Source organism: Actinomycetospora termitidis (genome assembly GCF_030286555.1).
In the GTDB taxonomy this organism is placed as follows: Bacteria; Actinomycetota; Actinomycetes; order Mycobacteriales; family Pseudonocardiaceae; genus Actinomycetospora; species Actinomycetospora termitidis.
This window is the reverse complement of record NZ_JASVWF010000005.1, coordinates 286,607-311,611: the sequence shown is the minus strand read 5'-3', so window position 1 is coordinate 311,611 and position 25,005 is coordinate 286,607. Positions and strand designations below refer to the sequence as shown.

General features: G+C 73.3%; 26 protein-coding genes. 15 read left to right on the top strand and 11 right to left on the bottom strand.

Features of this window, described 5'->3' with window-relative positions; genetic code table 11:
• The first annotated feature begins 10 nt into the window (after window positions 1–10).
• Genes QRT03_RS22240 through QRT03_RS22230 form a run of 3 tightly spaced genes read left to right on the top strand, consistent with a single transcriptional unit; the run spans window position 11 to window position 2,596 of the window.
• Window positions 11–490 (top strand): (2Fe-2S)-binding protein, encoded by a 480-nt coding sequence (locus tag QRT03_RS22240; RefSeq protein WP_286055242.1) that lies wholly within the window; start codon window positions 11–13, stop codon window positions 488–490.
• A gap of 23 nt (window positions 491–513) precedes the next feature.
• Window positions 514–795, top strand: a complete 282-nt coding sequence (locus tag QRT03_RS22235) for a hypothetical protein (protein WP_286055241.1) — start codon at window positions 514–516, stop codon at window positions 793–795.
• 40 nt (window positions 796–835) lie between these two features.
• Window positions 836–2,596, top strand: a complete 1,761-nt coding sequence (locus QRT03_RS22230; protein ID WP_286055240.1) for a pyruvate dehydrogenase — start codon at window positions 836–838, stop codon at window positions 2,594–2,596.
• 52 nt (window positions 2,597–2,648) lie between these two features.
• Here the strand turns inward: QRT03_RS22230 and QRT03_RS22225 are convergent, their stop codons facing one another.
• On the bottom strand, window positions 2,649–4,991 hold the full coding sequence (locus QRT03_RS22225) for a transketolase-like TK C-terminal-containing protein (protein WP_286055239.1): 2,343 nt from the start codon (window positions 4,989–4,991) through the stop codon (window positions 2,649–2,651).
• Window positions 4,992–5,047: 56 nt separating this feature from the next.
• On the opposite strand from QRT03_RS22225, the gene QRT03_RS22220 reads away from it, so the two are divergent.
• The gene (locus QRT03_RS22220; protein ID WP_286055238.1) at window positions 5,048–6,718 is read left to right on the top strand and encodes a DUF885 domain-containing protein; all 1,671 of its coding nucleotides are present in this window, start codon (window positions 5,048–5,050) and stop codon (window positions 6,716–6,718) included.
• Window positions 6,719–6,770: 52 nt separating this feature from the next.
• Here the strand turns inward: QRT03_RS22220 and QRT03_RS22215 are convergent, their stop codons facing one another.
• Complete coding sequence (locus QRT03_RS22215; RefSeq protein WP_286055237.1) at window positions 6,771–7,913, bottom strand: LLM class flavin-dependent oxidoreductase; 1,143 nt, start codon at window positions 7,911–7,913, stop codon at window positions 6,771–6,773.
• 109 nt (window positions 7,914–8,022) lie between these two features.
• Window positions 8,023–9,009, bottom strand: coding sequence for an AraC family transcriptional regulator (locus QRT03_RS22210; RefSeq protein ID WP_286055236.1), 987 nt, complete (start codon window positions 9,007–9,009; stop codon window positions 8,023–8,025).
• Window positions 9,010–9,165: 156 nt separating this feature from the next.
• Between QRT03_RS22210 and QRT03_RS22205 the strand changes: the two genes are divergently transcribed.
• The 4 genes from QRT03_RS22205 to QRT03_RS22190 all read left to right on the top strand — a co-directional run bounded on the left by QRT03_RS22205 (window position 9,166) and on the right by QRT03_RS22190 (window position 12,835).
• Window positions 9,166–9,708, top strand: coding sequence for an NAD(P)H-dependent oxidoreductase (locus QRT03_RS22205; protein WP_286055235.1), 543 nt, complete (start codon window positions 9,166–9,168; stop codon window positions 9,706–9,708).
• A gap of 24 nt (window positions 9,709–9,732) precedes the next feature.
• Window positions 9,733–10,320 carry a 3,4-dihydroxy-2-butanone-4-phosphate synthase gene (locus QRT03_RS22200; protein WP_286055234.1) on the top strand — a complete coding sequence of 196 codons (588 nt, stop codon included), beginning with the start codon at window positions 9,733–9,735 and terminating at the stop codon, window positions 10,318–10,320.
• 5 nt (window positions 10,321–10,325) lie between these two features.
• Complete coding sequence (locus QRT03_RS22195) at window positions 10,326–11,789, top strand: aldehyde dehydrogenase (RefSeq protein WP_425604880.1); 1,464 nt, start codon at window positions 10,326–10,328, stop codon at window positions 11,787–11,789.
• A 68-nt stretch (window positions 11,790–11,857) separates the two neighbouring features.
• Window positions 11,858–12,835: a zinc-binding alcohol dehydrogenase family protein gene (locus QRT03_RS22190; protein ID WP_286055232.1), complete on the top strand. Its 978-nt coding sequence runs from the start codon at window positions 11,858–11,860 to the stop codon at window positions 12,833–12,835.
• On the opposite strand, the gene QRT03_RS22185 is transcribed toward QRT03_RS22190, so the two are convergent.
• From QRT03_RS22185 to QRT03_RS22170, 4 genes are all read right to left on the bottom strand, one after another.
• Window positions 12,825–14,276: an FGGY-family carbohydrate kinase gene (locus QRT03_RS22185; RefSeq protein ID WP_286055231.1), complete on the bottom strand. Its 1,452-nt coding sequence runs from the start codon at window positions 14,274–14,276 to the stop codon at window positions 12,825–12,827. The two genes, QRT03_RS22190 and QRT03_RS22185, sit on opposite strands and share 11 nt — an antisense overlap.
• Window position 14,277: 1 nt before the next feature.
• On the bottom strand, window positions 14,278–14,820 hold the full coding sequence (locus QRT03_RS22180) for a Uma2 family endonuclease (RefSeq protein WP_286055230.1): 543 nt from the start codon (window positions 14,818–14,820) through the stop codon (window positions 14,278–14,280).
• Window positions 14,821–14,865: 45 nt separating this feature from the next.
• Entirely contained in the window at window positions 14,866–15,381 is a 516-nt protein-coding gene (locus tag QRT03_RS22175; RefSeq protein WP_286055229.1) for a Uma2 family endonuclease, read from the bottom strand.
• Window positions 15,382–15,475: 94 nt separating this feature from the next.
• A complete protein-coding gene (locus tag QRT03_RS22170) occupies window positions 15,476–16,234 on the bottom strand; it encodes a MerR family transcriptional regulator (protein ID WP_286055228.1) in 759 nt (252 codons plus the stop codon).
• 47 nt (window positions 16,235–16,281) lie between these two features.
• Here QRT03_RS22170 and QRT03_RS22165 point away from each other — a divergent pair, with 47 nt between their 5' ends.
• From QRT03_RS22165 to QRT03_RS22155, 3 genes are all read left to right on the top strand, one after another.
• On the top strand, window positions 16,282–16,716 hold the full coding sequence (locus QRT03_RS22165) for a GNAT family N-acetyltransferase (RefSeq protein ID WP_286055227.1): 435 nt from the start codon (window positions 16,282–16,284) through the stop codon (window positions 16,714–16,716).
• 79 nt (window positions 16,717–16,795) lie between these two features.
• Window positions 16,796–17,785 (top strand): sensor domain-containing diguanylate cyclase, encoded by a 990-nt coding sequence (locus tag QRT03_RS22160; RefSeq protein ID WP_286055226.1) that lies wholly within the window; start codon window positions 16,796–16,798, stop codon window positions 17,783–17,785.
• A 94-nt stretch (window positions 17,786–17,879) separates the two neighbouring features.
• Window positions 17,880–18,911, top strand: coding sequence for a GGDEF domain-containing protein (locus QRT03_RS22155; protein WP_286055225.1), 1,032 nt, complete (start codon window positions 17,880–17,882; stop codon window positions 18,909–18,911).
• A gap of 66 nt (window positions 18,912–18,977) precedes the next feature.
• Here the strand turns inward: QRT03_RS22155 and QRT03_RS22150 are convergent, their stop codons facing one another.
• Window positions 18,978–19,820, bottom strand: a complete 843-nt coding sequence (locus QRT03_RS22150; protein WP_286055224.1) for an acyl-CoA thioesterase domain-containing protein — start codon at window positions 19,818–19,820, stop codon at window positions 18,978–18,980.
• Between the two features lie 174 nt (window positions 19,821–19,994).
• Here QRT03_RS22150 and QRT03_RS22145 point away from each other — a divergent pair, with 174 nt between their 5' ends.
• A complete protein-coding gene (locus QRT03_RS22145; protein WP_286055223.1) occupies window positions 19,995–21,206 on the top strand; it encodes a thiolase family protein in 1,212 nt (403 codons plus the stop codon).
• A complete protein-coding gene (locus tag QRT03_RS22140; RefSeq protein WP_286055222.1) occupies window positions 21,203–21,901 on the top strand; it encodes an SDR family oxidoreductase in 699 nt (232 codons plus the stop codon). The genes QRT03_RS22145 and QRT03_RS22140 overlap by 4 nt, the downstream gene beginning before the upstream one ends.
• 1 nt (window position 21,902) lies before the next feature.
• On the opposite strand, the gene QRT03_RS22135 is transcribed toward QRT03_RS22140, so the two are convergent.
• Window positions 21,903–22,277 carry a hypothetical protein gene (locus QRT03_RS22135; protein ID WP_286055221.1) on the bottom strand — a complete coding sequence of 125 codons (375 nt, stop codon included), beginning with the start codon at window positions 22,275–22,277 and terminating at the stop codon, window positions 21,903–21,905.
• Between the two features lie 148 nt (window positions 22,278–22,425).
• Between QRT03_RS22135 and QRT03_RS22130 the strand changes: the two genes are divergently transcribed.
• Complete coding sequence (locus tag QRT03_RS22130) at window positions 22,426–22,752, top strand: DUF6247 family protein (RefSeq protein ID WP_286055220.1); 327 nt, start codon at window positions 22,426–22,428, stop codon at window positions 22,750–22,752.
• A 94-nt stretch (window positions 22,753–22,846) separates the two neighbouring features.
• Entirely contained in the window at window positions 22,847–23,314 is a 468-nt protein-coding gene (locus QRT03_RS22125; RefSeq protein WP_286055219.1) for a DUF3293 domain-containing protein, read from the top strand.
• A gap of 11 nt (window positions 23,315–23,325) precedes the next feature.
• Here the strand turns inward: QRT03_RS22125 and QRT03_RS22120 are convergent, their stop codons facing one another.
• Window positions 23,326–23,592 carry a hypothetical protein gene (locus tag QRT03_RS22120; RefSeq protein WP_286055218.1) on the bottom strand — a complete coding sequence of 89 codons (267 nt, stop codon included), beginning with the start codon at window positions 23,590–23,592 and terminating at the stop codon, window positions 23,326–23,328.
• A gap of 39 nt (window positions 23,593–23,631) precedes the next feature.
• Window positions 23,632–24,939, bottom strand: coding sequence for an SLC13 family permease (locus tag QRT03_RS22115; RefSeq protein WP_286055217.1), 1,308 nt, complete (start codon window positions 24,937–24,939; stop codon window positions 23,632–23,634).
• Between the last annotated feature and the right edge of the window lie 66 nt (window positions 24,940–25,005).

The window sequence follows — 25,005 nt, the reverse complement described above, 5'->3', positions numbered from 1 at the left end:
CGGAGCCCCCGTGCCGAACCACACCTTCCAACTCAACGGCGAGTCGGTGACCGTCGAGGTCGAGGACGACGTCCGCCTGCTCTGGGTGCTCCGCGACCTGCTCGGGGTCACCGGCCCGAAGTACGGCTGCGGCATCAACGTCTGCAAGGCGTGCACCAGCCACATCAACGGCAAGGCGTTCAACCCGTGCTCGGTACCGGTCGGGGCGATCCAGCCGAACGACCAGGTCACCACGATCGAGGGCCTCGCCGACACCGCGCCCGGTGACGGCCTGCACCCGATGCAGGACGCGTGGATCGCCAACGACGTCGCCCAGTGCGGCTACTGCCAGCCCGGCCAGATCATGGCCGCCGTCGCGAAGGTGCGGCAGTGCCGGGCGGAGGGCCGCGAGGTCGACGACGAGGCCATCGAGGAGCTCCGCAACATCTGCCGCTGCGGCACCTACAACCGCATCCGCGAGGCCATCAAGGCCGGCGCGGAGAACATGTGACGTCGAGAAGACCAGGAGACACCGTGACCTTCCGCAAGCCCCTCGCCGCCCTCGGACTGGCCGGCGCCGCCCTCCCGCTGCTCGCGGGCGTGGCGCAGGCCGACGAGACCCAGAGCCCGCTCCAGGGGGTGTCCGCCGTGACCGCGATCGGCACCGACCTCCTGGCGCAGGGCGCCGACGCGTCGAACGTCCAGGGCGACCGCCCCGACACCGCCGACGGCACCGACACCCGCGTGCCGAACGCCGACCCCCGCTTCGTCGAGGGCCCGGCCGGTGGGCTCCTGAAGGACGGTCCGTTCGAATAGGTCGCGTCACGAGGCGCGGCCACCTGACACGATCACGGCCATGGCATCCACGGTCGCCGACCAGATGATCGAACTGCTCGTCCAGGCCGGCGTCCGCCGGATCTACGGGCTGGTGGGGGACAGCCTCAACCCGATCGTCGACGCGGTCCGCCGCTCCGGTGGGTCCGCGCAGGGCGGGATCGACTGGATCCACGTGCACAACGAGGAGGCCGGGGCGCTCGCGGCCGCGGCCGAGGCGCAGCTGACCGGCACCCTCGCGGTGTGCGCCGGTAGCTGCGGCCCGGGCAACACCCACCTGGTCAACGGCCTCTACGACGCGCACCGCTCCGGTGCGCCCGTGCTCGCGATCGCCTCGCACATCCCGTCGACCCAGATCGGGACGAACTACTTCCAGGAGACGCACCCGACGGCGTTGTTCGCCGAGTGCTCGTCGTGGGTGGAGCTCATCTCCCGGTCCGCGCAGCTGCCCCGGCTGCAGCGGGTCGCGATGCAGACCGCGCTGGCCGACGGCGGCGTCGCCGTGCTGGTGGTCCCCGGCGACGTCACCGCCGAGGCCGCCGCGCACCCGACCGCCACCGGCGACCTCGTCGCGCCGTCGTCCGTCGTCGTCCCGGCCCGCGACCGGGTCGAGGCGCTCGCCGAGCACGTGAACCGCGCCCGTCGGATCACGCTGTTCGTCGGCGCCGGGGCCCGGGACGCGCGCCCCGAGGTCCTCCAGCTCGCCGAGAAGGTGAAGGCCCCGGTCGGGCACTCCCTGGGCGGCAAGGAGTGGATCCAGTACGACAATCCGTACGACGTCGGGATGAGCGGGCTGCTCGGCTACGGCGCCTGCTACGAGGCGTCGCACGAGGCCGACCTGCTCGTTCTGCTCGGCACCGACTTCCCCTACGACGGGTTCCTCCCGCAGGCGCACACCGTGCAGGTCGACGCCGACGGGAGGCACCTCGGCCGCCGCTCGGTGCTCGACCTCGGGGTGGAGGGCGACGTGGGCGAGACCCTGCGGATGCTGCTGCCGCTGGTGCACGAGAAGACCGACCGCGACTTCCTCGACGAGATGCTGCGCCACCACGCGGGCGCGCTCGAGCACGTCGTGGACGCGTACACGACGAACGTCGCCGAGCGCACCCCGATCCACCCGGAGTACGTCGCGGACGTGCTCGACGACGAGCTGGCCGACGACGCCGTCGTCACCGTCGACACCGGCATGTGCAACGTGTGGGCCGCGCGGTACATCACCCCGACCGGGCGCCGACGCATCCTCGGCTCGTTCCGCCACGGCACGATGGCGAACGCGCTGCCGCACGCGATCGGCGCGGCCACGGCGTTCCCGGGACGGCAGGTCGTGTCGATGTCCGGGGACGGCGGGCTGACGATGCTGCTGGGAGAGCTGCTGACCGCCGCGGAGCACGACCTGGACCTCACGGTCGTCGCGTTCAACAACGGCGCGCTCGGGATGATCCGGCTGGAGATGATGGTCGCCGGGTTCCCCTCGTTCCAGACCGACCACGGCCCCGCCGACCTCGGTGCGATCGCCGCCGCGGCCGGGCTGCACGCGGTGACGGTCCGCGAGCCCGGCGAGCTGCGCGCCGCCCTCCGGACGGCGCTCGATCACCGCGGTCCGTCCCTGGTCGACGTGCGCACGGACCCCGACGCCCTGTCGATCCCGCCGCACATCACCGCCGAGCAGGTCCGCGGGTTCGCGCTGGCGGGGATGCGGACGGTGCTCTCCGGCGGCGTCGGGAAGATGGTCCAGCTCGCCCGGTCGAACCTGCGCTCGATCCCGCGGCACCCGCTGCGCTGATGTGGGATGCGCCCAGGTGAGCACCTGTTGCGGCTATAGCCGCACCAAGTGCTCACCTGGCGTCAGCCACATCCAGACCCGCCGTCACGATCCCGTCGGCGTCGATGCCGTGCACGGCGTAGGCGTCCGCGAGGTCGGAGGACTGGCCGAAGGTCCGCACGCCGAGGTGCTTCGCCGGCACCCGGTGCACCCCGGCGAGGAACGCCAGCGTGTGCGGGTGCCCGTCGAGCACCGTCACGAGCGGGGCGGCCCGGTCGGCCGGCAGCGCCGCGTCGAGCACCGCCCGGTCACCGGTGTCGAGGGCCCGGAACAGCAGGTCCCCGCTGGTCACGACGACGACGTCGGCCGGGTGCCCGAGCGCGTCCAACCGCTGTGCGGCGTCCAGCGCCTGCGGGACGACCGCCCCCGTGGCCGCGATCGTCACCTGCGGCCGCCGCTCGCTGCGTCGCAACAGGTACCCGCCGCCGACCACCTGACGACGGCGGCGTTCGCGTGCGGCCGGGTCCTCGGGCACGGCGGCGAGGGACTGGTCGATCGGCCGGGTGGAGAGCCGCAGGTACGTCGACGACCCGTCGGGGCGACCGAGCCGTCCGAGCCCGTCGAGCAGGCACCACGTCACCTCGACCGCGAAGGCAGGTTCGAAGGCGACACAGCCGGGCTGTTCGAGCCCGATCGACGGGGTGGTGATCGACTGGTGCGCGCCGCCCTCCGGGGCGAGCGAGACCCCGCTCGGTGTGCCGACCAGGATCGACTGCCCGCCGGCGTACATCCCGAACGCCCACGGCTCGAGGGCCCGCGCGACGAAGGGGTCGTAGAGCACCCCGATCGGCAGCAGCGGCTCGCCCCAGCGTGACCACGTCGCCCCGAGCTCGCCGAGCAGCCCGACGAGGTTGGTCTCGGCGATCCCCAGCTCGATGTGGCGACCGGTGGGGCGCTCCTTCCAGTGCAGGATCGTCTCGGCGTCGTCCTCGAACCAGTCGCGACGTTCCCGCGGCGACCAGGTGCCGACCTTGTTCAGCCAGCCGCCGAGGTTGGTCGAGCTGGCGACGTCGGGGGAGCAGGTGACGACCCGGCGGGCGGCCTCGGGCGCGGAGCGGGTGAGGTCGAGCAGGGCCCGACCGAGGGCCTGCTGCGTCGTGCCGGTGCCGGACGGGGTGCGACCGACGTCGGTCGGGATCTCCGGGAGGTCCGGCCCGTGGTCCTGGCTCGCGGGCCGCGAGCCGGCGCGCTCGGTCTCGTCCGGGCGCGCGAGGCGCTCTGCCGCTTCGGCGCAGAGCCGGGCCGCGTCCGAGTCCGGCGGCAGGGGAGTCCACGGCTCGTCCAGGTCCGTGCCCGCCCAGGCCGCGAGCTCGCGCATCTGCTCCTCGGTGAGCAGCGAGGAGTGGTTCTGGGGGTGCCCCTGGGTCGGGAGCGCGTAGCCCTTGACGGTGTAGGCGAAGATCACCGTGGGTCGGGTGTCGTCGATGCGGGCGTAGGCGTCGAGCAGGGCGCCGAGGTCGTGGCCGCCGAGATTGCGGATGGCGGCGTGGACGGCGTCGTCGTCGAGTGCTTCCAGCAGGGACGCGACCAGACGGCCGTCGTCGGGAAAGTCCTCCGACGCCTGCGGCAACCGCTCGCGCAGCTCGGCCGCGGTGCAGCGCAGCAGCCGCTGGTACTCCGGGTTCGACATCGTGTCGATGCGCCGGCGCAGGGCGTCCCCGCCCTCGCGGGCGTAGAGGTCGGTGAGCAGGCGCCCGTACTTGACGATGATCACCTGCCAGCCCGCGGCCTCGAACAGGCCCTGCAGCCGCGTCACGGAGATGTCCGGGACGACCCGGTCCAGCGACTGTCGGTTGAAGTCCACGATCCAGGTGACCTCGCCGAGCTCGCGCACGACCGGGTCCAGCACCGCCTCCCACACCGCGCCCTCGTCCAGCTCGGCGTCGCCGACCAGCGAGAACTGCCGACCCGTGCCCGCACGCGTCCCGAGCCCGTGGGCGTAGCGGCGGGCGATCGCCCCCCAGATCGGGGCGGTGGCGCCGATGCCGACCGAGCCGGTGGAGTAGTCGACGGGGTCGGGGTCCTTGGAGCGCGACGGGTAGGACTGCAGCCCGCCCTTCTGTCGCAGCGTCGTCAGGTACCGGGCGTCCAGCCGGCCGAGCAGGTGGTTGACCGCGTGCAGCACGGGCGAGGCGTGCGGCTTGACCGAGACCCGGTCCTCCGGGCGGAGCGTGCCGAACCACAGCGCCGTCATGATCGAGACGATCGAGGCGGACGACGCCTGGTGCCCGCCCACCTTCACCCCGCCGGTGGCCTCGCGGACGCGGTTGGCGTGGTCGACGATCGCGGTCGAGAGCCAGAGGACCCGCTGCTCGACCTCGCGCAGCGTGTCGAGGTCGGTGCTGGCGGCAGGCATCGTCGTCGACACGTCCGCTGAGTGCCCCGGCCCGGGTGGGGGCACACTGCACGGCGATGAACTCCAGCCGGGCTGTTCGAGACCTCGCCGACGACCACGTGCGTCGGCTCGCCGCGCTCGACCCGATCGTCGCGGGCGAACTCGGCCTGGGCGAGGGGCAGGACCAGCTGCCCGACCTCTCGCCCGACGGGATCGCCGCCGGCGACGCCCTGCGGCGCGAGACCCTGACCCGTCTCGACGCCTTGTCCGAGCCGACGGACGCCGATGAGCGCCGCTGCGCCCGGCTCCTGCGCGAGCGGCTGGAGGCCGAGCTCGCGTACAGCGGGAGTGGGGAGCCGCTGCGCGCGGTGCAGGAGCTGTTCGGGCCGCCCGCCGGGGTGCGGATGGCGTTCGCGCTGATGCCGCTCGCCACCGAGGAGGACTGGGCCACCGTGGCGGCGCGCATGGCGCGTGTCCCGGAGGCGCTCGACGGCTACTGGCGCTCGCTGGACGAGGGCCGCCGGCGCGGTCTGCTCGCCGCTCCCCGCCAGGTGGCGCGCGTGGGCGAGCAGCTGCGGACCTGGCTCGACGACGACGGCGGGCGCGGCTGGTTCTCCGCCTTCGCCCGCGAGGCGGACGTCGGACCCGCCGTCCGGAAGGACCTGGAGCAGGGGGCCGCCGCCGCGGCCGGTGGGCTGGCGGAGCTGCGGACCCGGCTGCTGGAGGACTACCTGCCGGACACGCAGGGGACGCCGGACGCCGTCGGCCCGGACCGCTACCGCGTGGCGACCCGCTTCTGGAACGGCGCGGACATCGACGTCGACGAGGTCTACGCCTGGGGCTGGGAGGAGTTCCGGCGCCTGCGCGACGAGATGGTCGTCGAGGCCGACCGCGTGCGCTCCGGCGCCACCCCGCGCGAGGCGATGGACCTCCTCGAGACCGAGGGCGAGGTGATCTCCGGCGGCGAGGCGGCCCGCGAGCACCTGCAGGCGCTGATGGACGCGACGATCGACGCGCTCGACGGCACCCACTTCGACCTCTCCGGCCCCATCCGTGCCGTCGAGGCCCGCCTCGCGCCCGTCGGGAGCGCCGCCGCGCCGTACTACACGCCGCCGACGCTGGACTTCAGCCGGCCCGGCCGCACGTGGCTACCCGCGACCCCGGACGACCGCTACCCGATGTGGAACCTGATCTCCACCTGGTACCACGAGGGCGTCCCCGGCCACCACCTGCAGCTCGCGTCGTGGCCGCTGCACGCGGAGACGCTGTCGACGTTCCAGACCTCGGCGGTCGGCATGGTCAGCGCGAACGTCGAGGGCTGGGCCCTGTACGCGGAGCGGCTGATGGACGAGCTCGGCTTCCACGCCGACCCGGCGTCGCGGCTCGGGTACCTGGAGGGGCAGATGCTGCGCGCGGTCCGCGTCGTCATCGACCTCGGGATGCACCTGGAGCTCGACGTCCCGGCCGACTCACCGGTCGGCGCCGGGCAGCGGTGGACCCCGGAGCTCGGCCGGGAGTTCTTCGGGATGCACGTGGGCCGGGGCGACGCGATGGCGGACTCGGAGCTGCTGCGCTACCTCGGCGGCCCGGGGCAGGCGATCGGCTACAAGCTCGGCGAGCGGGCGTGGTTGGCCGGGCGCGCCGAGGCCGCCGCCCGCCCCGGCTTCGACGTGCGCCGCTGGCACGCCGACGCCCTGGCGCAGGGCTCGCTGGGGCTGGACGACCTGGTGAGTGAGCTTCGCAGGTGAGCACTTCTTGTCGTTATGGCGACAAGAAGTGCTCACCTGGGCTCCGCCCACATCAGTGGCGAAGGCCCGCCTCGCGCATCAGCGGCATGACCTGCTCGCCGAACTGGTCGATCTCCTCGTTGTAGTCGAGGAAGCCCATGATCATGCCCTCCATGCCGTGGTCGGAGAGCTGCTGGAACCCCTCGACGACCTGCTCCGGCGTGCCGACCAGCGGCTGACCGGCCCAGCCAGCGATGAAGCGCTCCTGGAACTTCTCGATCTGCTCGTTGAACGACTGCGACTCCATGCCGATGATCGACATGAGGTTGCGGGCGCCCGGCCAGTCGCCCTCGTCGATGATCCGCTGGTGGTCGCGCTTGGCCTCGGCCTCGGTGTCCCGGCAGACGACCAGCCCGTAGGTCATCGTCGAGATCTGTCGCTGGTAGTCCTCGCGTGCCTTGCGCTTGATGTCCTTCGTGTAGTCGGCCATCTTCTCCATGTCGAGCGAGGCGAAGTTGATGTCGACGTACTTCGCGGAGAAGTCCGTGCCGGACTTCGAGTTGCCGGCGTTGATGAGGACCGGCCTGGGGTTCTGGACCGGCTTCGGCTCGGACTCCAGGTTCTGCGCCTGGAAGTACGTGCCGTCGATGTCGAATTCACCCTCCGCGGTCCAGAGGCGCTCCACGAACTCGAGCCATTCCCCGCCGTAGACGTAGCGCTCGTCGTGCTCGAGCTGCTTCGGGTTGAACATCCCCATCTCCGGCGTGAACCAGCCCATCACCAGGTTCATCCCGAACCGGCCCTTCGCGATGTGGTCGTTGGTGACGGCCATGTTCGCGGCGACGACGGGGTGCACCGTCGGGATGTGGGTGGTGGTGAAGACGGTGATCTGCTCGGTGGCCTCGGCGATGCCGGCGGCCCAGGTGAACGTCTCGAAGTTCGTGCCGTTGAAGTTGACGTTGCCGCCGAAGCCCTTCCACCGCGCGACCGGGACCATCGCCTCCATCCCGAGCCGGTCGGCCTTCTGCGCGATGGACCTGGTGTGGTCCCAGGTGATCTCGTAGGTCGTCGGCGCGTCGGTCATGCACAGACCGCCGGAACAGTTCGAGCCGAACAGACCGAGCTTCATCTTCTGGTCGTTGAAGATCGACGGCCCGGTACGCGGGTGCTCCAGGGGCAGCGTCTGCTCGCGGCCGTACGTGATCGTCTGGACCATGGGGGACCTCCAGCGGCGTCGTCGGTGATCGGGATCACGGTAGGAAGGCGCCGGGCGGGGAGGACATCCGTGAGGCGCAGCCGAACATCCGAAGTGCGCAACCGACCCGTCAGGAACGCAGCGTCTGCGACGGCAGGCGGCCGTACTTCGCGCGGTACTGCTCGGAGAACCGGCCCTGGTGCAGGAAGCCCCAGGCCGCGGCGAGCTCGGTGACCGAGCTGTCGGCCGGGTTGGCGGCCAGCAGGTCGGCGTGCGCGCGCGCCAGTCGGACGTCGCGGACGTACTCGCTCGGCGTCATGCCGACGTGCCGGGCGAAGGTGACCTGGAGCGTCCGCGTCGAGACGCCCATCCGCCGTGCGAGCTGCGGGATGCTGAACGGCTCGCCGGCGTGGGCGTCGATGTAGTCCTGCGTCTGGCGCACGAGCGCCGGCCGGTCCTCGGTGCGCGGGGCGACGAGCTCGTTCGTGTACTGGTGCCGCACCCCGTGCAGCAGCGCGGTCATCACGTACGTCTCGAGCTGGGCGCGGGCGAGCGGGGCGGCGGCGATCCCACCCGGCCGGTCCATCTCGGTCTGCAGGAACCGGACCGCGCCCATCAGCGCCGCCCCGGGACCCGCCGTCAGGTCCATCGAGACGTCGAAGTCGAGCGCGTCGTGGATGGGGTGCCCCAGCAGGCCGCCGAGGTGCTCCTCGAGCGGGGCGCGCGGGAACTTCATCGCGAACTGCGTCGCCTCCGGCGTCCACTGCACGGTGGAGTCCTCGGTGGGGATCAGGACCGCCCCGCTGCGCCCGCCCTCCGTGACCGCCCGCTCCTTCCCCCGACGGCGGGTGACCTCGGTGCGCCCGGAGAGGGTCAGGTTCACGTGGTAACAGTGCTCGAGCGGCGGGAGGTCCAGCGCGGCGTGCGCCCCGTACACCAGGTAGCCCAGGGTGAGGCGCTCCGAGGCGATGCTGTTGAGCCGCGCGTCGAGGGGCCGGCCGCCGAGGGAGTCGAGCTCGTGCCGGACGTAGACCTCCGACACGACGTGCTGCGCCTCGTCGACGTCGGCGGTGTTCATCACCGTGTGCGCCGCGAGGGGCTCCTCGGCTGGGCTCACCTGCGAGACCTTCTGCTCGATCACGCCATTGTGTGGTGGGACACACGGTTGCACGCAGGGGGATCGTCGCGCAAACGTGCGGCGCCTGCGTGAATCGGCTGCCGCGGTGCGCACGGCGGATGGGGCGGGGCGTGGGCCGTGCCTACCGTCGACGCCGTGAGCCAGCACACGGTCGTCGGTATCGGCGGGTCGCCGAACGCGGGCGGGCGCAGCTCCACCGCGCTCGCGGCGTTCCTCGACGCCACCGGCCTCACGACGACCGTGATCGAGCTCGGAGACGGGCCCGACCCGGAGGAGGTGCAGCGCGCGATCGAGGCCGCCGACGGCGTCGTCATCGCCACCCCGACCTACCGCGCCCGCTCGTCCGGGCTGGTCAAGGCCCTGCTGGAGAACACCCAGCGTGGGGCCACGGGGGAGCGACGTGCTCCGCTGCGCGGGAAGGCGACCGCGATCCTGCACACCGGCAACGCCGCGGAGCACTTCCTCGCCGTCGACGACCTGCGCTCCGTGCTGGCCGGGTTCTTCGCGGCCCAGGTCCTCTCGCCCGGGCTCTTCCTGCACGGCGGCCACTTCGGCCCCGACGGCGACCTGGGTGACGAGGCCCGCGCCCTCGTCGCCGCGCACGGGCGGGCCTTCGGGGAGTTCACTGCGGCGGTGCGCGCCTCGCCCGCCATCACCGCGCTCGCTCCGCTGCTCTAGACCCGCCGTCCGGAAGGATCCACCGTGACCTGCGCCCTCGTCGCGCCCCCCGCCGCCCCCGATCTCGTCGACCACGCGGTCGCCGAGACCCGGCGCGGCCGCCCCGTCGTCGTGTCCGCGGGATCGCAGGGCGCGGTGCTCGTCGCCGCCGCTGCGGGGATCGAGCCCGCGACGGTCGCCTTCCTCGTGCGCTACGGCAGCGGCTTCCTGGAGGCGGCCGCGCCGGAGGCGACCCTCGCCGCGCTCGACCTCGCCCCGGCCTGGGGGCGGAGCGCGCGGACGGTCCCGTTCGACGCGGCGCACGGCGTGACCACCGGCATCAGCGCGACCGACCGTGCCCGGACCCTCGCCGTGCTCGCCGACCCCGGCAGCCGGCCCGTCGACCTGACCCGGCCCGGGCACGTCGTGGCCACCACCGTCCGGCCCGGCCGTGCCGGCGCTCCCGAGGCCGCGTCGGCGCTCGCGGAGCTCGCCGGCCTCGGGCCCGTCGCGGTCACCTGCACGCTGCTCGACGAGGAGACCGGGGACCTCGTGCCCCCGTCCTCCGCCGCCGCCTTCGCCCGGGTGGAGGGACTCGCGTTCCTCGCCGTCACCGATCTGATCACGAGGTGAGCACCATGGAGACGTTCCGCATGCTGATCGGCGGTCGGTCCGTCGACGCGATCTCGGGGGCGACCTTCGAGTCGCAGAACCCCTACACCGGCGAGAGCTGGGCGACGATCCCGGACGGCGGTCCGGACGACGTCGACGCCGCCGTCGCGGCCGCCCGCTCGGCCTTCGACGGCGAGTGGGGCGCGATGACGGGGTTCGCGCGGGCCGCGTGCCTGCGCCGCCTGGGCGATCTGATCGGCCAGAACGCCGAGCGCCTCGCGACCCTGGAGGTCAACGACTCCGGCAAGCTCTACCGCGAGATGCTCGGCCAGCTCAACGGCCTCGGCGGCTGGTACCACTACTTCGCCGGGCTGGCCGACAAGATCGAGGGCGCCCAGATCCCCTCGCCGAACCCGAACTATCTCGTCTACACCCGCCGCGAGCCGATCGGCGTCGTCGCGGCGATCACGCCGTGGAACTCGCCGCTGCTGCTGATGACGTTCAAGCTGGCGCCGCTGCTCGCCGCCGGCTGCACCGTCGTCGTCAAGCCGTCGGAGCACGCGCCGGCGTCGACGCTGGGCTTCGCGGACCTCATCGAGCAGGCCGGCATCCCGGCCGGCGTCGTCAACGTCGTCACCGGGCTGAACCGCGAGACCGGTGCCCACCTGGCCGCCCACCCCGGCGTCGACAAGGTCGCGTTCACCGGCTCCACCGCGACCGGCCGGCACGTCGGCCAGGCCGCGATGGAGAACCTCAACCCGGTCACCCTGGAGCTCGGCGGCAAGTCGCCGCAGGTCGTGTTCGCCGACGCCGACCTGCAGGCCGCCGCGAACGGGCTGGTCGCCGGCGTGTTCGCGGCGACCGGGCAGACCTGCATGGCCGGATCGCGGCTGATCGTGCACGCCGACGTCCACGACGAGCTCGTGCGCCTGGTCGCCGAGCGCGCCGCGTCGATCAAGCTCGGCAACCCGATGGACGCCGAGACCGAGATGGGGCCGGTCGCCAACCAGCCGCAGTACGAGAAGGTGCTCGGCTACCTCGACAAGGCCCGCGAGGAGGGCGCGACCATCGCCTACGGCGGCGTCGCCGAGGAGTCGCTGGGCAGCTACTTCGTGCGCCCCACCGTCCTGAGCGTCAAGCCGACGGACACCGTCTACCGCGAGGAGGTCTTCGGGCCGGTCCTCTCGGCGGTCACCTTCACCGACGAGGAGGAGGCGATCAAGCTCGCGAACGACACCCCGTACGGCCTCGCGGGCGCGGTGTGGACCAAGGACGTGCACCGGGCGCACCGGGTCGCCGCGCGCATCCGGGCCGGGTCGGTGTGGATCAACGCCTACCGCGTGCTCTCACCGAGCGTCCCGTTCGGCGGGTTCAAGCAGTCCGGCCTCGGCCGCGAGAACGGCCTGCACGGCATCGACGCCTACCTGGAGACCAAGGCGGTGTGGGTCGAGCTGACCGGCGGCACGCGGGACCCGTTCACGCTGGGATGAGCTGCGCTGGTGAGCACTTGTTGTCGCCATGGCGACAACAAGTGCTCACCTGCGGGTACCGCACACCCATGAAGGCGATCGCCTACCACCAGACGTCCGGCCCGTTCACCGAGATCGACCTGCCCGAGCCGACCCCCGGTCCGCGGGACCTCGTCGTCGAGGTCCGTGCGGTCTCGGTGAACCCCGTCGACACGAAGCTCCACCACGGCGTCGACCCCGGCGGCGAGCCGAAGGTCCTCGGGTTCGACGCCGCCGGGGTGGTCACCGCGGTCGGCGACGAGGTGACCCTGTTCGCCGTCGGCGACGAGGTCATGGAGGCCGGGTCGATCACCCGGCCGGGCACGAACGCGCAGTACCACGTCGTCGACGAGCGGATCGTCGGCCGCAAGCCGTCGACCCTCGACTGGGCGGAGGCGGCGGCGCTCCCGCTCACGTCGATCACGGCGTGGGAGTCGCTCTTCGACCGCTTCCGTCTTCCTGACGGCCGGTCGCGCACGCTGCTCGTGCTGGGCGCGGCCGGCGGGGTCGGGTCGATGGTGCTGCAGTATGCCCGCGCCCTGACCGATCTGACCCTGGTCGGGACGGCGTCGCGCGAGGCCTCCCGCGACTGGGCGACCGCGATGGGGGCCCACCACCTGGCCGACCACCACGACCTGGTCGCCTCGGTCCGGGAGGTCGCCCCCGACGGCGTCGACCTGGTCTTCTCGCCCGCCACCGCCGGGATGATCGAGGCCTACGCGGAGCTGCTGAACCCCGGCGGGGGCATCGTCGCGATCGACGAGCCGGAGGGCCTGGAGACGCTGCCGCTGAAGGACAAGAGCCTGGCCCTGCACTGGGAGCTGATGTTCACGCGCCCGATGTTCGCGCCGCCGGACATGGTCGCCCAGCACGAGCTGCTGGACCGCACGGCCGAGCTGATCGAGGGCGGGTCGATCCGTACCACGCTCTCCGAGCGCCTCGACGGGCTCACCCCGGAGACCCTGCAGCGCGCCCACGAGATGGTGGAGAGCGGACGCATGACCGGCAAGGTCGCCATCACCGTCTGAGGCCGGCCAGGAAGTGCGCCGTCTCCCGGGTCGCCGGGTAGAGGGCGCGGTAGTGCTCGTGCATCGCGTCGTGGACCTCCCGGGTGGCCGGGTCCGGCTCCACGGTCCCGACGACGGGGTTCCACGCCGCGATGTCGGGCTCGGCCCCCGTCGCCACGGCCGCGAGCCAGGCGTCGCCGAGGGCCGCGCCGGTGGTGTCGGCCGGGACGTCCTGGCGAAGGCCGGTCACGTCGCTGACGATCTGCGTCCACACCCCGCCGGTCGTGCCCCCGCCCACGGCGACGAGGCGGGCATCGGCGGCGGGGAACGCGGCGAGGTTGTGCCGCACACCGTGGGCGATGCCCTCCAGCGCGGCGCGGTAGATCTCCGGCGCGCCGTGCTGGGTGGTCAGGCCGATCAGCACCCCGCGGGCGTCGGGGTCGAACACCGGCGTGCGCTCACCGGCGAAGTAGGGGAGGAGCAGCAGAGCGCCCGCGCCGGCCGGGACCTCACCGGCCGCGGCGGTCAACGAGGTGTGGTCACCGCCGACGAGGTCGCGCAGCCACGTGGTGACCGCCCCGCCGGTCGCCATCCCGGCCGCCGTCGTGAACGAACCCGGCGTCACGCCGCGGGTGGACCAGAGCGTCTCGTGCCGCGCGGGCGCATCGGCGGTCTGGACCAGGAACATCGTCGTGCCGTACATGACCATGGTGTCGCCCGGCCCCTCGACGCCCACCGACGCGGCCTCGGCCCACGCGTCGATGGTCCCGACGGTGACCGGGGTGCCCTCCCGCAGCCCGGTCTCCGCCGCGGCGGCCGCGGTGACGTGCCCGGCGACCTCGGTGGGCCACGCCAGCCGGGGCAGCGCGAGGCCGGGCGCGACCTCGTCCGCCCAGTCGGCCGCCCAGTCCGCGGCGTCGAGGTCGTACAGCGGGTCGCACTGGCTGGCCGAATGGTGGTCGAGCACGTACTCGCCGGTCAGCCGGTGCACCAGGAACGAGCTCGCCATGAGCAGCATCGCCGTCGCGTCCCACACCTCCGGCTCGTGCCGACGCAGCCACGCGATCTTGGGGCCGACCGCCTGGCTCGACAGCGGTGTCCCGCCCCGGCGCAGGATCTCCGCGGCGCCGAACCGCTCGGTCAGCTCCGCGATCTCGCGGGTGGCCCGGGTGTCGACCCCGTAGAGGATCGCCGGACGCAGCGGCCGGCCCGCGGCGTCGGCGGGCAGCAGCACCGGGCCGATGCCGCTCACCCCGACCGCGTCCGGGCTCCCGCCGAGCTCGCGGACGAGGTGGACGAGGTCGTGCCACCACACGGCCTCGGCGTCGTGCTCCACGTGCCCCGGCGCGGGGTACGACGTCGCGTGCTCCACCTGGGCCCGCGCGAGGACGGTCTCGTCGTCGCCGACGAGCACACCCTTCGAGCTCGACGTCCCGATGTCGATGCCGAGGTAGGTGGGCATCTCAGCCGAGGTCGATCCGCACGCCGTCCAGCTCCAGGACGTCGACCTCCTCGTACGCGCCGTCGCGCAGCGCCAGCACGAGGGTGGCGCCCTCCGGGTCCACCAGGACGTAGTGCGCGATGCCCGCCGACCCGTACTCGGCCGCCTTCATGATCCGATCGGTCCGCCGGGAACCGGGGGAGAGGACCTCGACGGCGACCCGGACCTCGTCGGCGTCGCACCGCGCCCGCCGGTCCACGATGTCGGCCGGGACCACCACGACGTCGGGCACCCGCACCGTCGGGAAGGGGTCGCCCTCGACGACGATCTCGACCTCGATCAACGTAGCGAGGTGCGGCGGCAGCTGGTGGTGCAGCGCCGAGGCGACCCGGACGACAGCGTGCCCGTGCTGGAACTGCGCCCTGGGCGACACGACCAGCACCCCCTCCACCAGCTCGACGTGATGGAGCTCGTCCTCCGGGAGCGCGTCCCAGTCGGCGAGCTCGAGCAGCCGCGAGGGAGCGGAGTAGCTGATGCTCATGTCACCTCCCCGGTCGCTGCTCATGCTCGCACCTCCCCGACGTTGCGTGGGGCCGTTCCGCGACACCCCTCAGAGCGTCGACGACCCGCCGTCCCACGACAGGCACAGGGCCTGCTCGACGGACGCGAACGCGACACCGAGGACCTCGGACATGGCGTCGACCTCGGTGGCCCCGCGGAACAGCCGGGCGGTGCGGTCATCGGGGTCGAGGACCAGCACCTCCCGCACACCGAGCTCGGCGTACCAGGGGAGTTTCGCGACGGTCTCGTCGCCCGGCGACAGGATCTCCACGACCAGCTCGGCGCTCTCGGCGCCGCGGGAGGATCCGGCGTCGGGACGACGGTAGAGCTGGTCGGGGACCCGGTAGTCGTCCCGGGTCCGGAACAGGCCCGTCTCCATCCGCGGGACGAGACCCCGCGCCTTCGCGAGGGGGCCGAGGACGAGGAACAGCTCCGCGGAGAGCCCCTGGTGGGGGTCACCGGGCGGGGGCACCATGTGCAGGACCCCGTCCCAGAGCTCGTCCTTCCGGTCCAGGCCCAGGCGGCGCCGCTCGTCGAGCAGCACCTCCGGGACGACGGCTCTCATGGCTCGAGGGTAGGTCGCACGGTTCCTCCATCCCAGCCCCTTCCGACGTGGCTCGTCGGACGGGGCGACGCACGGTCCCCGCGATCGGTTCCGATCAACTCCGATAGGCGTTGATCGCGTCGTGGACGTACTGCGCGAGGCCCGGCTCGAGGTCGTCGTAGGTCTTGGCGAACCGCTCGTCCTGCACGTACAGGCAGGCGAGGTTGCGGTGCATCTCCGGCGAGAGGTCGTAGAACCGCTCGTGGATCTGCCGGCCGTGCGCCTCGGCGGCCGCGCGGGCCGCGTCGGAGTCCGGCGCGGCGCCGGACCGCTTGGCCGCCACGAACGCCGCGTTGACCGCGTCCGTCTCGGCCTTGATCGCGACCCAGTCGTCCTTCGTGTACCGCGCGGTCCGCTCCTGCGACTGCCGCCACTGCTCGGTGTCGCCCCAGCGCTCCCGTGCCTCGGCCTGGTACTCATCCTTGAATCCCTCCCCGAAGAGCTCCCTGCGCTCCTCGCGGGTCAGCTGTATGCCGTCCATCTCCGCCTCCAGGGCTCGGTCGATGGCCACGACGAGGTCGGTCAGCTCGTCGAGCCGGGTGGTGACCGCGTCCCGCTGCCGTCGCAGGTGCTCGCCGACGTCGGCCGCGGGGTCGTCGAGGAGGACGGCGATGTCCTCCAGGCCGAACCCGAGTCGCCGGTACACCACGACGTGCTGCAGGCGGGTGACGTCGGACGGGGCGTAGAGGCGGTAGCCCGACGCACTGCGACCGCTCGGGCGCAGCAGCCCGATCTCGTCGTAGTGGTGCAGGGTCCGCACCGTCAGCCCGTAGCGCTCGGCCACCTGGCCGACGGTGAGCGCCGTGTCCGTCATCCCGGTCATGATGGCCAGGTTCCGGGCTGACGTCGCGTGAGGGTCAAGTGCACATCCGAGATTCCGTCCCGGCCGACCTGGACGCCCTCGTCGGCGTCTGGCGCCGCGCCGTGGAGGCCACGCACGACTTCCTGACGACCGCGGAGGTCGACGGGTTCGAGCGCCGCCTGCGCGGCGAGCTGCCGCGGGCCGCGGTGCGCGTCGCGACCGGTCCCGACGACGGGCCGCTCGGCTTCCGCAGCGGGCGCGGCGGCGACGTGGCGATGCTGTTCGTCGACCCCGTCGCGCACGGCCGCGGCATCGGGACCGCCCTGCTCGACGACGTCCGCGCCCCGATCCTCACCGTGGACGTCAACGAGGAGAACCCGCGCGCCCGCGACTGGTACCGGCGCCGGGGCTTCGTCGAGATCGGCCGGTCCGAGACCGACTCCGACGGTCTGGCGCACCCGCTGATCCACCTGCGGAGGGTCACTCCTCCGTGACCGCCCCCTGCCGCGCGGCGTCCCGGCTCCGGTAACAATGAGTGCCGGGGGAGGCACGGGCTGTGGCAAGGGGATCGATGTGAACAGCAGTGACGACGGCGCGGTCATCGCCGACCTGGCGCCGCCGCGAGCGTTCGACCAGGCCTGCCGGATGGTCGTGGACTACCTCGCCGAGTCCGTCCCGCTCGGCGCGTGGGCGGTGACGCGCGTGGCGGCCGGGTGGCAGACGGTGCTGGTGGCCCACGACCGGGACTACGGGCTCGCCCCGGGCTTCGGCAACCGGTGGACCGAGACGATGTGCCAGACGATGGTGACCGGGGACACGCCACGGGTCGTGCCGGACACGTCCGCGGTACCGCAGCTGCAGGCGCCGGCGGAGTCCGCCGCGGCGCTCGACTTCCCGGTCGCGGCCTACGTCGGGACCCCGATCGTCCAGCCCGGCGGCGAACTCTTCGGCACCCTGATCGGGCTGAACAAGCAGCCGATGGGCGACGGGTTCGTGTCCCACGAGGGGCTGCTCGACCTGCTCTCCAGCCTCCTGTCCAGCGTGCTCGAGGCCGACACGAACGCCGTGGACCACGCCCGCGAGCTCGAGCGGGCCGTCTCCGACGCCGAGACCGACCAGCTCACCGGCCTGCTGAACCGCCGCGGGTGGACCCGGTGGCTCGAGCGCGAGGAGGAGCGCTTCCGACGGTTCGGTGACCCCGCCTGCGTCCTGATGATGGACCTCGACGGCCTCAAGGAGGTCAACGACACCCAGGGCCACGACGCCGGTGACCGCTTCCTGCAGCGCACCGCGGAGACCCTGCGCGCCGCGACCCGGCACGGCGACCCGCTGGCCCGGCTCGGCGGCGACGAGTTCGCGATGGTGGCCACGGTGGGTCCCGACGACGCCGGCCCGCTGGTGGCGCGGCTCCAGCGCGTCCTCGACGACGCCGGGACGCCGTGCTCGATCGGCGTCGCCCCGGTGGGGTTGGCGTCCGGGTTCTCCGAGGCGATCTCCGAGGCGGACGCCGCGATGTACACCGACAAGCGGGCCCGCAAGGGAGCGCGCGTCACCGGATCGTGAGCCGCCCGACGGGGTGGTCCTCCCGCTCACGGGGCCACCTCGGCGTCCGGTGCGGGGTAGTCCGGGACCGGTGGCGACGACGAGGGGATCGGGAGTGCGGACGCGGAGCGCGCAGGTCGCGGTGGAGCTGACGCCGCAGAAGGCGTTCGACGCGGCCTGCCGCATGGTCGTGGACTTCCTGGCGGCGACCGTGCCGATGGGCGTCTGGGCCGTCTCCCGCGTGGTCGGGCGGCGCCAGACGATGCTGGTCACCGCGGACACCGCTTACGGGCTGCGGCCCGGCGCCGAGGTCGCGTGGTCGACCTCGCTGTGCCGGACGATGTCGCTGGGGACCACCCCGCGGGTGGTGCCGGACACCGCGCTCGTCCCCGACCTCGCTGCGGCGGTCGGCGCGCAGGCGGCGCACGCGGTGCGGGTCGGGGCCTACGTCGGGACGCCGATCGTGCGGCCCGACGGCTCGCTCTTCGGCACCGTCGTCGGCCTGAACCCCGACCCGCTGCCCGCCGAGTTCCTGCGGCACGAGTCGCTGCTCGACCTGCTGTCGAGCCTGCTCTCCAGCGTGCTCGAGGCCGACGGCGCCGCCGTGGAGAGCGCCCGGGCCCTCGAGCGGGCGGTCTCCGACGCCGAGACCGACGCACTGACCGGGCTGCTCAACCGCCGCGGCTGGCAGCGCTGGCTCGCGCGCGAGGAGGAGCGGTTCCGCCGCTTCGGCGACCCTGCCTCGGTCGTGATGGTCGACCTCGACGGGCTGAAGACGGTGAACGACACCGAGGGCCACGACGCCGGCGACCGCCACCTCCGCCGCACGGCCACCGCCCTGCTCGGGGCCGTCCGTGCCGGTGACCCGCTCGCGCGCCTCGGCGGCGACGAGTTCGGGCTGGTCGCGTCGGTCGGGGCCGACGACGCCGCCCGCCTGGCCGACCGGTTGCAGGCGGTGCTCGTCGACGCCGGCGTGCCCTGCTCCGTCGGTGTGGCCCCGTTCCGGGTGGACGGCGGGTTCGCCGCGGCCGTGGCGGCCGCCGACGCCGCGATGTACGAGAACAAGCGCGCCCGCCAGGCGTTCCGGCCGGAGCACGCCGGGGTCCGCGACGTCCGGGAGCCCGTCGTGGAGCTGACCGCGGACTGATCGCGCCGCCGCGGGGGTGACAGCGAAGCGTCGTTGCCGGCATCCAGTGGCAGTCACGCCACATCGTCAGACGGTCACCGCACGCTCCCCGTTGGCCAGCGTCGACACGACGACGCTCCCCAGCGTGCCGTGCTCGTCGAACACCGTCGTCGTGCCCCAGGCGATGCCGTCGTCCTCCACCCGGGACTCGGCGTGGTGGCCCACGCCCGCACCGCGGTCGGGCACGCGGGTGAGCGTGAGCGTGAGGTCGGCGTTGATGTACTCGACGCCGAGCGTGCCCCAGCTCGAGGTCAGGTTGGCTGCGTCGGCGACGGCCGCGACGTGCGCCAGCCCGGTCGGCTCCTCGCCCTCGACGATCGGGGCGACGGGGAACCACGTCGCCTTCCGGGCCGCGTTGGCGTGCAGCCGGCGGTCGGCCGACCAGCAGCCGTCGCTGCGGTAGAGCGTCGGCTCCGCCGGGTCGGGGACGAGGTCGGCGGGCGGCGGTTCCGGTGTCGACGGCAGGGGCGCGGTCCACGTCGTCCCGGCGCGCGGGCCACCGGTGGCCAGGAGCAGCAGCGACGCCCGGGCGACCGCGCGGCCGTCCTGGTCCAGCGTCGCGTCCACGAGCCGCAGCCGCCGTCCACTGCGGACGACGGCCGCCGTCGTCGTGACCGGAGCCATCGCGGCCGGACGGAAGAGATCCAGCGTCCAGCGCACCGGGCGGAACCACGCCGGGTGCTCCAGCTCGTCAGCGGCACGCTCGGCGGCGCGGGCGAGGATCGCGCTGACCGCGGTGCCGCGGATCTGGTCGGGTCCGTCCGATCCACCCCACCCGCTCCTCGCCCGCCGCAGCGGCACGAGGTGCTCGCCGTCCGCCCGGAAGAACGCCGTGGAGCCGTCGACCGACCCTGCCGTGGATGCTCGCACCCCGGTACCCGTACGCACCTGGCCGGTCATGGTCAAATCGGCGCCAGGCAGGTGCCGGCGACCCGTCCTGTGGCGCGGAGCACGACCGTCCTCGTTGACCCACGGAGGTCGGAGGCGCACGATTCGGACCGAGCGGTCCGGGACCGATCGGTCCGCATCGTGGAGGAGGACGTCATGAGGGACGCGGTCATCGTCGAGGCGGTCCGCACGCCGCTGGCGAAGGGCAAGGCCGACGGGGCGTACGCGGGCGTGCACCCGGTCGAGCTCCACGCGCACGTGCTCCGCTCGCTGGTCGAGCGGACGGGCCTCGATCCCGCGGAGGTCGACGACGTCATCGGCGGCGCGGTGGGCCAGGTCGGCGAGCAGAGCGGCAACACCACACGCTTCGCCGCGCTCGCCGCCGGCTTCCCCGAGTCGGTCCCGGGCACCACCGTCGACCGCCAGTGCGGCTCGAGCCAGCAGGCGCTCTCGTTCGCCGCGCAGGGCGTCGTGGCCGGGGCCTACGACATCGCGATCGCCTCCGGCGTCGAGTCGATGTCGCGCATCCCGATCGGCAGCCAGACCCGGGTCGACGGTGTCCCGCAGGACGTCGCCGGGCCGTCCGTCGCCGCCCGCTACGCGCCCGGGCTGATCCCGCAGGGCGTCAGCGCCGAGCTGATCGCGCGCCGCTGGGGCCTCGCCCGGACGCAGCTCGACGAGTTCGCCCGGCAGAGCCACCGGAAGGCCGCCGCGGCGTGGGCCGACGGCCGGTTCGCCGCGGAGACGGTGCCGCTGAAGAGCCCCCTTCCCGACGGTTCCGTGGTCCAGTTGGCGACCGACGAGACGATCCGGTCCGGCACCACCGCCGAGGCGCTCGCCGGCCTGCGCACCCCGTTCGCCGACCCGCGGTGGTGCGAGCGGTTCGGGGAGATCGACTGGACCGTCACCGCCGGCAACGCCAGCCCCTACAACGACGGCGCCGCGGCCCTGCTCGTCACGACCTCGGAGATCGCGGCCGCGCACGGGTGGACCCCGCGGGCCCGCGTGCACACCGCCACGGTCACCGGCGACGACCCGGTCCTCATGCTCACCGGCATCATCCCGGCCACCGCGAAGGTGCTCGCCCGCGCCGGGCTCGCGCTCGACGACATCGACGCCTTCGAGGTCAACGAGGCGTTCGCGTCCGTCGTGCTGGCCTGGCTCGCCGAGACCGGCGCCGACCCGACGAAGGTCAACGTGAACGGCGGCGCGATCTCCATCGGGCACCCGCTCGGCGCCAGCGGGGCGCGCCTGGCCACGACGCTGCTCGGCGTGCTCGAGCAGACCGGCGGGCGCTTCGGCCTGCAGACGATGTGCGAGGCCGGCGGCACCGCGAACGCGACGATCCTCGAGCGGGTCGTCCGATGATCCTCTCCGGCGCGAACGCCCTGGTCACCGGCGCGAACCGCGGTCTCGGCGCCGCCCTCGTGACCGGCCTGCTCGCCCGCGGCGCGAGCACCGTCTACGCGGCCGCCCGCGACCCCCTCCTCGTCGGTCTGGACGATCCCCGGGTCGTCCCGGTCCGTCTGGACGTGACCGAGCTGTCGACGATCAAGGAGGCGGCGGCCCGCGCGGCCGACGTCGACCTCGTGATCAACAACGCCGGGGTCGGGGGCGCGGGCTCGCTGCTCACGACGGACCCGGAGCGCGCCCGGGCGGAGATGGAGACGAACTTCTGGGGTCCGGTCGCGGTGCTGCGGGAGTTCGCGCCGGTCCTCGCCCGCCGTGGGGGAGGGACGGCGGTGACGGTGCTGTCCGCGCTGTCGTGGGCCGCCGCGCCGTGGGCCGGCTCGTACGCCGCGACGAAGGCGGCCGCGTGGTCGTTCACCAACGGTGCCCGCGCCGAACTCCGCGTCCGGAACGTGCACGTCCTGGGCGTCCACCTCGGGTTCATGGACACCGACATGATCGCCCACCTCGACGTCCCGAAGATTGCCGCCGCCGAGGTCGCCGACCGGATCCTCGACGGCGTCGCGGAGGGAACCGACGAGGTCCTCGTCGACGCTCCGAGCCGCATGCTGAAGGAGGCGCTCGCCGGGCCGCCGAAGGGACTGGAGATCTGAGTCAGGAGGCCGCGAGGAGGTCGACCAGCGTCGGGAAGGCGTCGTCCGGACCGAACATGACGTCCGTCGCATCTCCCCGGGCGAACCCGTGCTCCGGGGTCCAGCGGGTGGTGTGGAAGTGCCGCTGCCCCAGCCACAACCCGTCGTCCGGCCACCACTCGAAGATCACGACGTCCGCGCACGGGTGGAAGCCGAGGCTCGTCTCGTCGGCGAGCCCGTCGTGGACGGCGTAGAGCGCGACGAGCTCGGCGACGACGGCGCCCGGGACCCCGGCCTCGCCCGCCCGTCGGGCGAACAGGTCCCGGTCGGCCTCCGGGGCCGGGACGGCCGGCTCGCCGTCGAGGATGCGCCGCACGAGGTCGGGGAGCGTGCTCACGGCACGCAGTATGGCCGGGCGGTCGGCTCGTCGAGGTCGACGTCGGGCAGGTCTCGGGGGGTGCCGCACCTGCGCCACGTCGACGTCGCGGCCCCGCGAGCCCGTTCCTGCCCGACACCTCCGCCCTGAGCCAGTACTCTTCGTGGGCATGTCGGCTTCGTGGAGCATCGACGCGGACCCGCCCGCGCGGCCCCTCGGCGCAGGTGCGAGCCCGGAGTCGATCCACGCGGCGCTCGACCCCGAGGATCAGGTCCGCTTCCGGCAAGCCCTCGAGACGGCGTCGGAGTCGATGCGTCGCGAGTTGGACCTGACCCCGGTGTTCTCCGTGCTGGAGGAGTTCCGCCGACTCGCCATCCTCCAGACGAACCGGGGCTCGTACCACCGGGTCATCCGGGCTGCAGCCGCGATGGCCACGGGTGAGGAGAGTCCTCGTGACGAGCCGTTCGAGGTCACCAGGGCCAAAGCGGGATTCTGACCGGTAGGCCGGTGTACCAGGTCGATGACACCGCGGTCGCCGAATCGATCGCGGCCCGTTCCGACGTCTGGGGTGATCGCGGCATCCTCGACCCATGGCGGAGCGGGTCGAACGGTTCGCGGGCTACGCGCAGGCGCGGCTCCGCGTCCGGTGGCACGGAGGCGGGACGACGGAGCTCCGGCCGGCCGACGAGGGCACGGGGGACTTCCCGTTCGACGGCCCCGTCCACGTCCTCACCGCCCACAATCCGGGCCCGGAGCGGCTCGACGCGGCGGAGAACCAGCGCCGGCAGGAGGCGCTGGTGGCCGAGCTGCCCGCCGAGGTGGAGACCTGGTGCGGCGACGCCGGTGCCGTCGACGGTTCGCACGTCGAGGAGAGCGTGGTCGTCCGCAGGCTCAGCGACGAGACCGCTGTCGCGCTCGCGGCGCGTTACGGGCAGGATGCGATCTTCCGTTGGACCGCCGAGGCCTGGTCGATCCTCCCGTGCGACGGGGGCGAACCGCTGCATCGCGGTTGGCGGACGCGCTCCGTCGGCTCCGGCCGGGGAGACCGCCCCGACTGACGCCGTGGCGCTCAGCCGTCGTCGTCGTCCCCGTCGTCGTCCTGCGGCGCCGCCGGCGCGGCGGGCGCCGCCGGCGGCTGGCTCTGCGCCGGCGCCTGCGGCTGGCTTCCCCCGGGGACGGGGGCCGGTACGACCTGGCTGGTCGGCGGCGGGGCGGCCGGGGCGTCGTCGTCATCGTCGTCGGCCTCGGCGGCGTGGCCGAAGCCGGTCAGGACGGCCACGAGACAGAAGATCGCCCCGAGCACCCCGAGCGTGTTCGTGATCCGGTCCTTCGTCACCGGGGCAGCGTGACGGCGATCACCCGTCCGAGTCAAGATCTAGAGCCACCCGGGCAGGATCAGCAGCGCCCACGCGAGCAGCGGACCGGCCACCACGACCGACCCCGCGTACACGAGCATGCGCCGGTAGAAGGCGTCCCGGTCGACGTCCTCCGGGGTGCTCGCCAGCACGAGGGCGCCGTTGGTGGAGAACGGGCTGACGTCGACGATCGTCGTCGCGACGGCGAGCGCGGCCACCATCCCGATCGCGCTCACCGATCCCTGGAGCAGGAACGGCAGGGCCAGCGGGATCGCGACGCCGATGATCCCCGCCGACGACGCGAACGCGGACAGCACGCCGCCGAGGTAGAGCAGCAGCAGCGCCACCACCAGCGGGACCCCGAGGGCGACGATGCCCTGCCCGACCAGCTCGGTGGTCCCGACCTCCTGCAACACCCCGACGTAGGTGATCACCCCGCAGACCAGGAGCACGGTCGACCAGCTGATGCCCTTGAGCGCCTCGGCGTTCCCGGCGGGGGAGAGGATGCCGAGCACGACCGCGAGCGACATCGCCAGCACGCCGACGTCCAGACCGAAGCCCACCGTGCCGACGGCGAGCACCACGATCGCCGCGAGCGTGAGGACCTGCGGGTAGGTGACGCGCGTGCCGGCCCTGGTCCGCTCCCGCACCCCGACGCCCCCGGGGACGGACACGTCGGAGTCGGCCGGGGGTTCCTCGTCCTCCTCCTCGACGTGGTGGGAGCGCACACCGACGAGGTCGCGCCCGCCGAGCAGCACGAACACCACGGCGGCGACGAGCACGTTGAACGCCAGCGGGACCAGGAAGAGCGTGAGCGGGCTCGACGGCAGGGCGGTCCCGGCCACGAGCCCGTTCACCACGACGCCGTACACGCTGATCGGGGAGAACGCCCCGGCGAGGGAGCCGTGGACGACCATCATGCCCATCAGCAGCAGGTCGATCCGGTAGCGACGGGCGAACGGCATCGCGAGCGGGGCGACGATCGCGACGGCGAACAGCGCGCCGATGGCGGAGAACACCGTCGCGAGGGTGAAGAAGATCCACGGCGCCGCCACCAGGTGGCCGCGCACCAGCCGCATCGACCACTCCACGAGCCGGTCGATCGTCCCGTTCTGCTGGGCGATCCCGAAGAGGAACATGAGCCCGACCAGGATCAGGAACAGGTCGGTGGGGAAGCCGGCCAGGGAGTCGTCCAGGCTCAGCCCGCCGACGAGCACCCCGACACCGGCGGCCGCCACGAAGCCGAGCGCGCCGAGGTTCACCGGCAGGACCGTGGCGATCACGAACATCACCATCAGCACCACGATCGACACGAGCTCCGGTGCCATGGGCCACCTCCCGCCGACCGGTCACCCGCGCCGGTGACCGGGAGGATTGCGACACAGGACCGTCAA

Coding starts and splice junctions, on each gene's coding strand:
- QRT03_RS22125 (WP_286055219.1), top strand. CDS start 22,847: ATGGCGGAGCGGGTCGAACGGTTCGCGGGCTACGCGCAGGCGCGGCTC.
- QRT03_RS22195 (WP_425604880.1), top strand. CDS start 10,326: ATGGAGACGTTCCGCATGCTGATCGGCGGTCGGTCCGTCGACGCGATC.
- QRT03_RS22175 (WP_286055229.1), bottom strand. CDS start 15,381: ATGAGAGCCGTCGTCCCGGAGGTGCTGCTCGACGAGCGGCGCCGCCTG.
- QRT03_RS22115 (WP_286055217.1), bottom strand. CDS start 24,939: ATGGCACCGGAGCTCGTGTCGATCGTGGTGCTGATGGTGATGTTCGTG.
- QRT03_RS22130 (WP_286055220.1), top strand. CDS start 22,426: ATGTCGGCTTCGTGGAGCATCGACGCGGACCCGCCCGCGCGGCCCCTC.
- QRT03_RS22145 (WP_286055223.1), top strand. CDS start 19,995: ATGAGGGACGCGGTCATCGTCGAGGCGGTCCGCACGCCGCTGGCGAAG.
- QRT03_RS22180 (WP_286055230.1), bottom strand. CDS start 14,820: ATGAGCAGCGACCGGGGAGGTGACATGAGCATCAGCTACTCCGCTCCC.
- QRT03_RS22190 (WP_286055232.1), top strand. CDS start 11,858: ATGAAGGCGATCGCCTACCACCAGACGTCCGGCCCGTTCACCGAGATC.
- QRT03_RS22230 (WP_286055240.1), top strand. CDS start 836: ATGGCATCCACGGTCGCCGACCAGATGATCGAACTGCTCGTCCAGGCC.
- QRT03_RS22170 (WP_286055228.1), bottom strand. CDS start 16,234: ATGACGGACACGGCGCTCACCGTCGGCCAGGTGGCCGAGCGCTACGGG.
- QRT03_RS22225 (WP_286055239.1), bottom strand. CDS start 4,991: ATGCCTGCCGCCAGCACCGACCTCGACACGCTGCGCGAGGTCGAGCAG.
- QRT03_RS22220 (WP_286055238.1), top strand. CDS start 5,048: ATGAACTCCAGCCGGGCTGTTCGAGACCTCGCCGACGACCACGTGCGT.
- QRT03_RS22140 (WP_286055222.1), top strand. CDS start 21,203: ATGATCCTCTCCGGCGCGAACGCCCTGGTCACCGGCGCGAACCGCGGT.
- QRT03_RS22185 (WP_286055231.1), bottom strand. CDS start 14,276: ATGCCCACCTACCTCGGCATCGACATCGGGACGTCGAGCTCGAAGGGT.
- QRT03_RS22215 (WP_286055237.1), bottom strand. CDS start 7,913: ATGGTCCAGACGATCACGTACGGCCGCGAGCAGACGCTGCCCCTGGAG.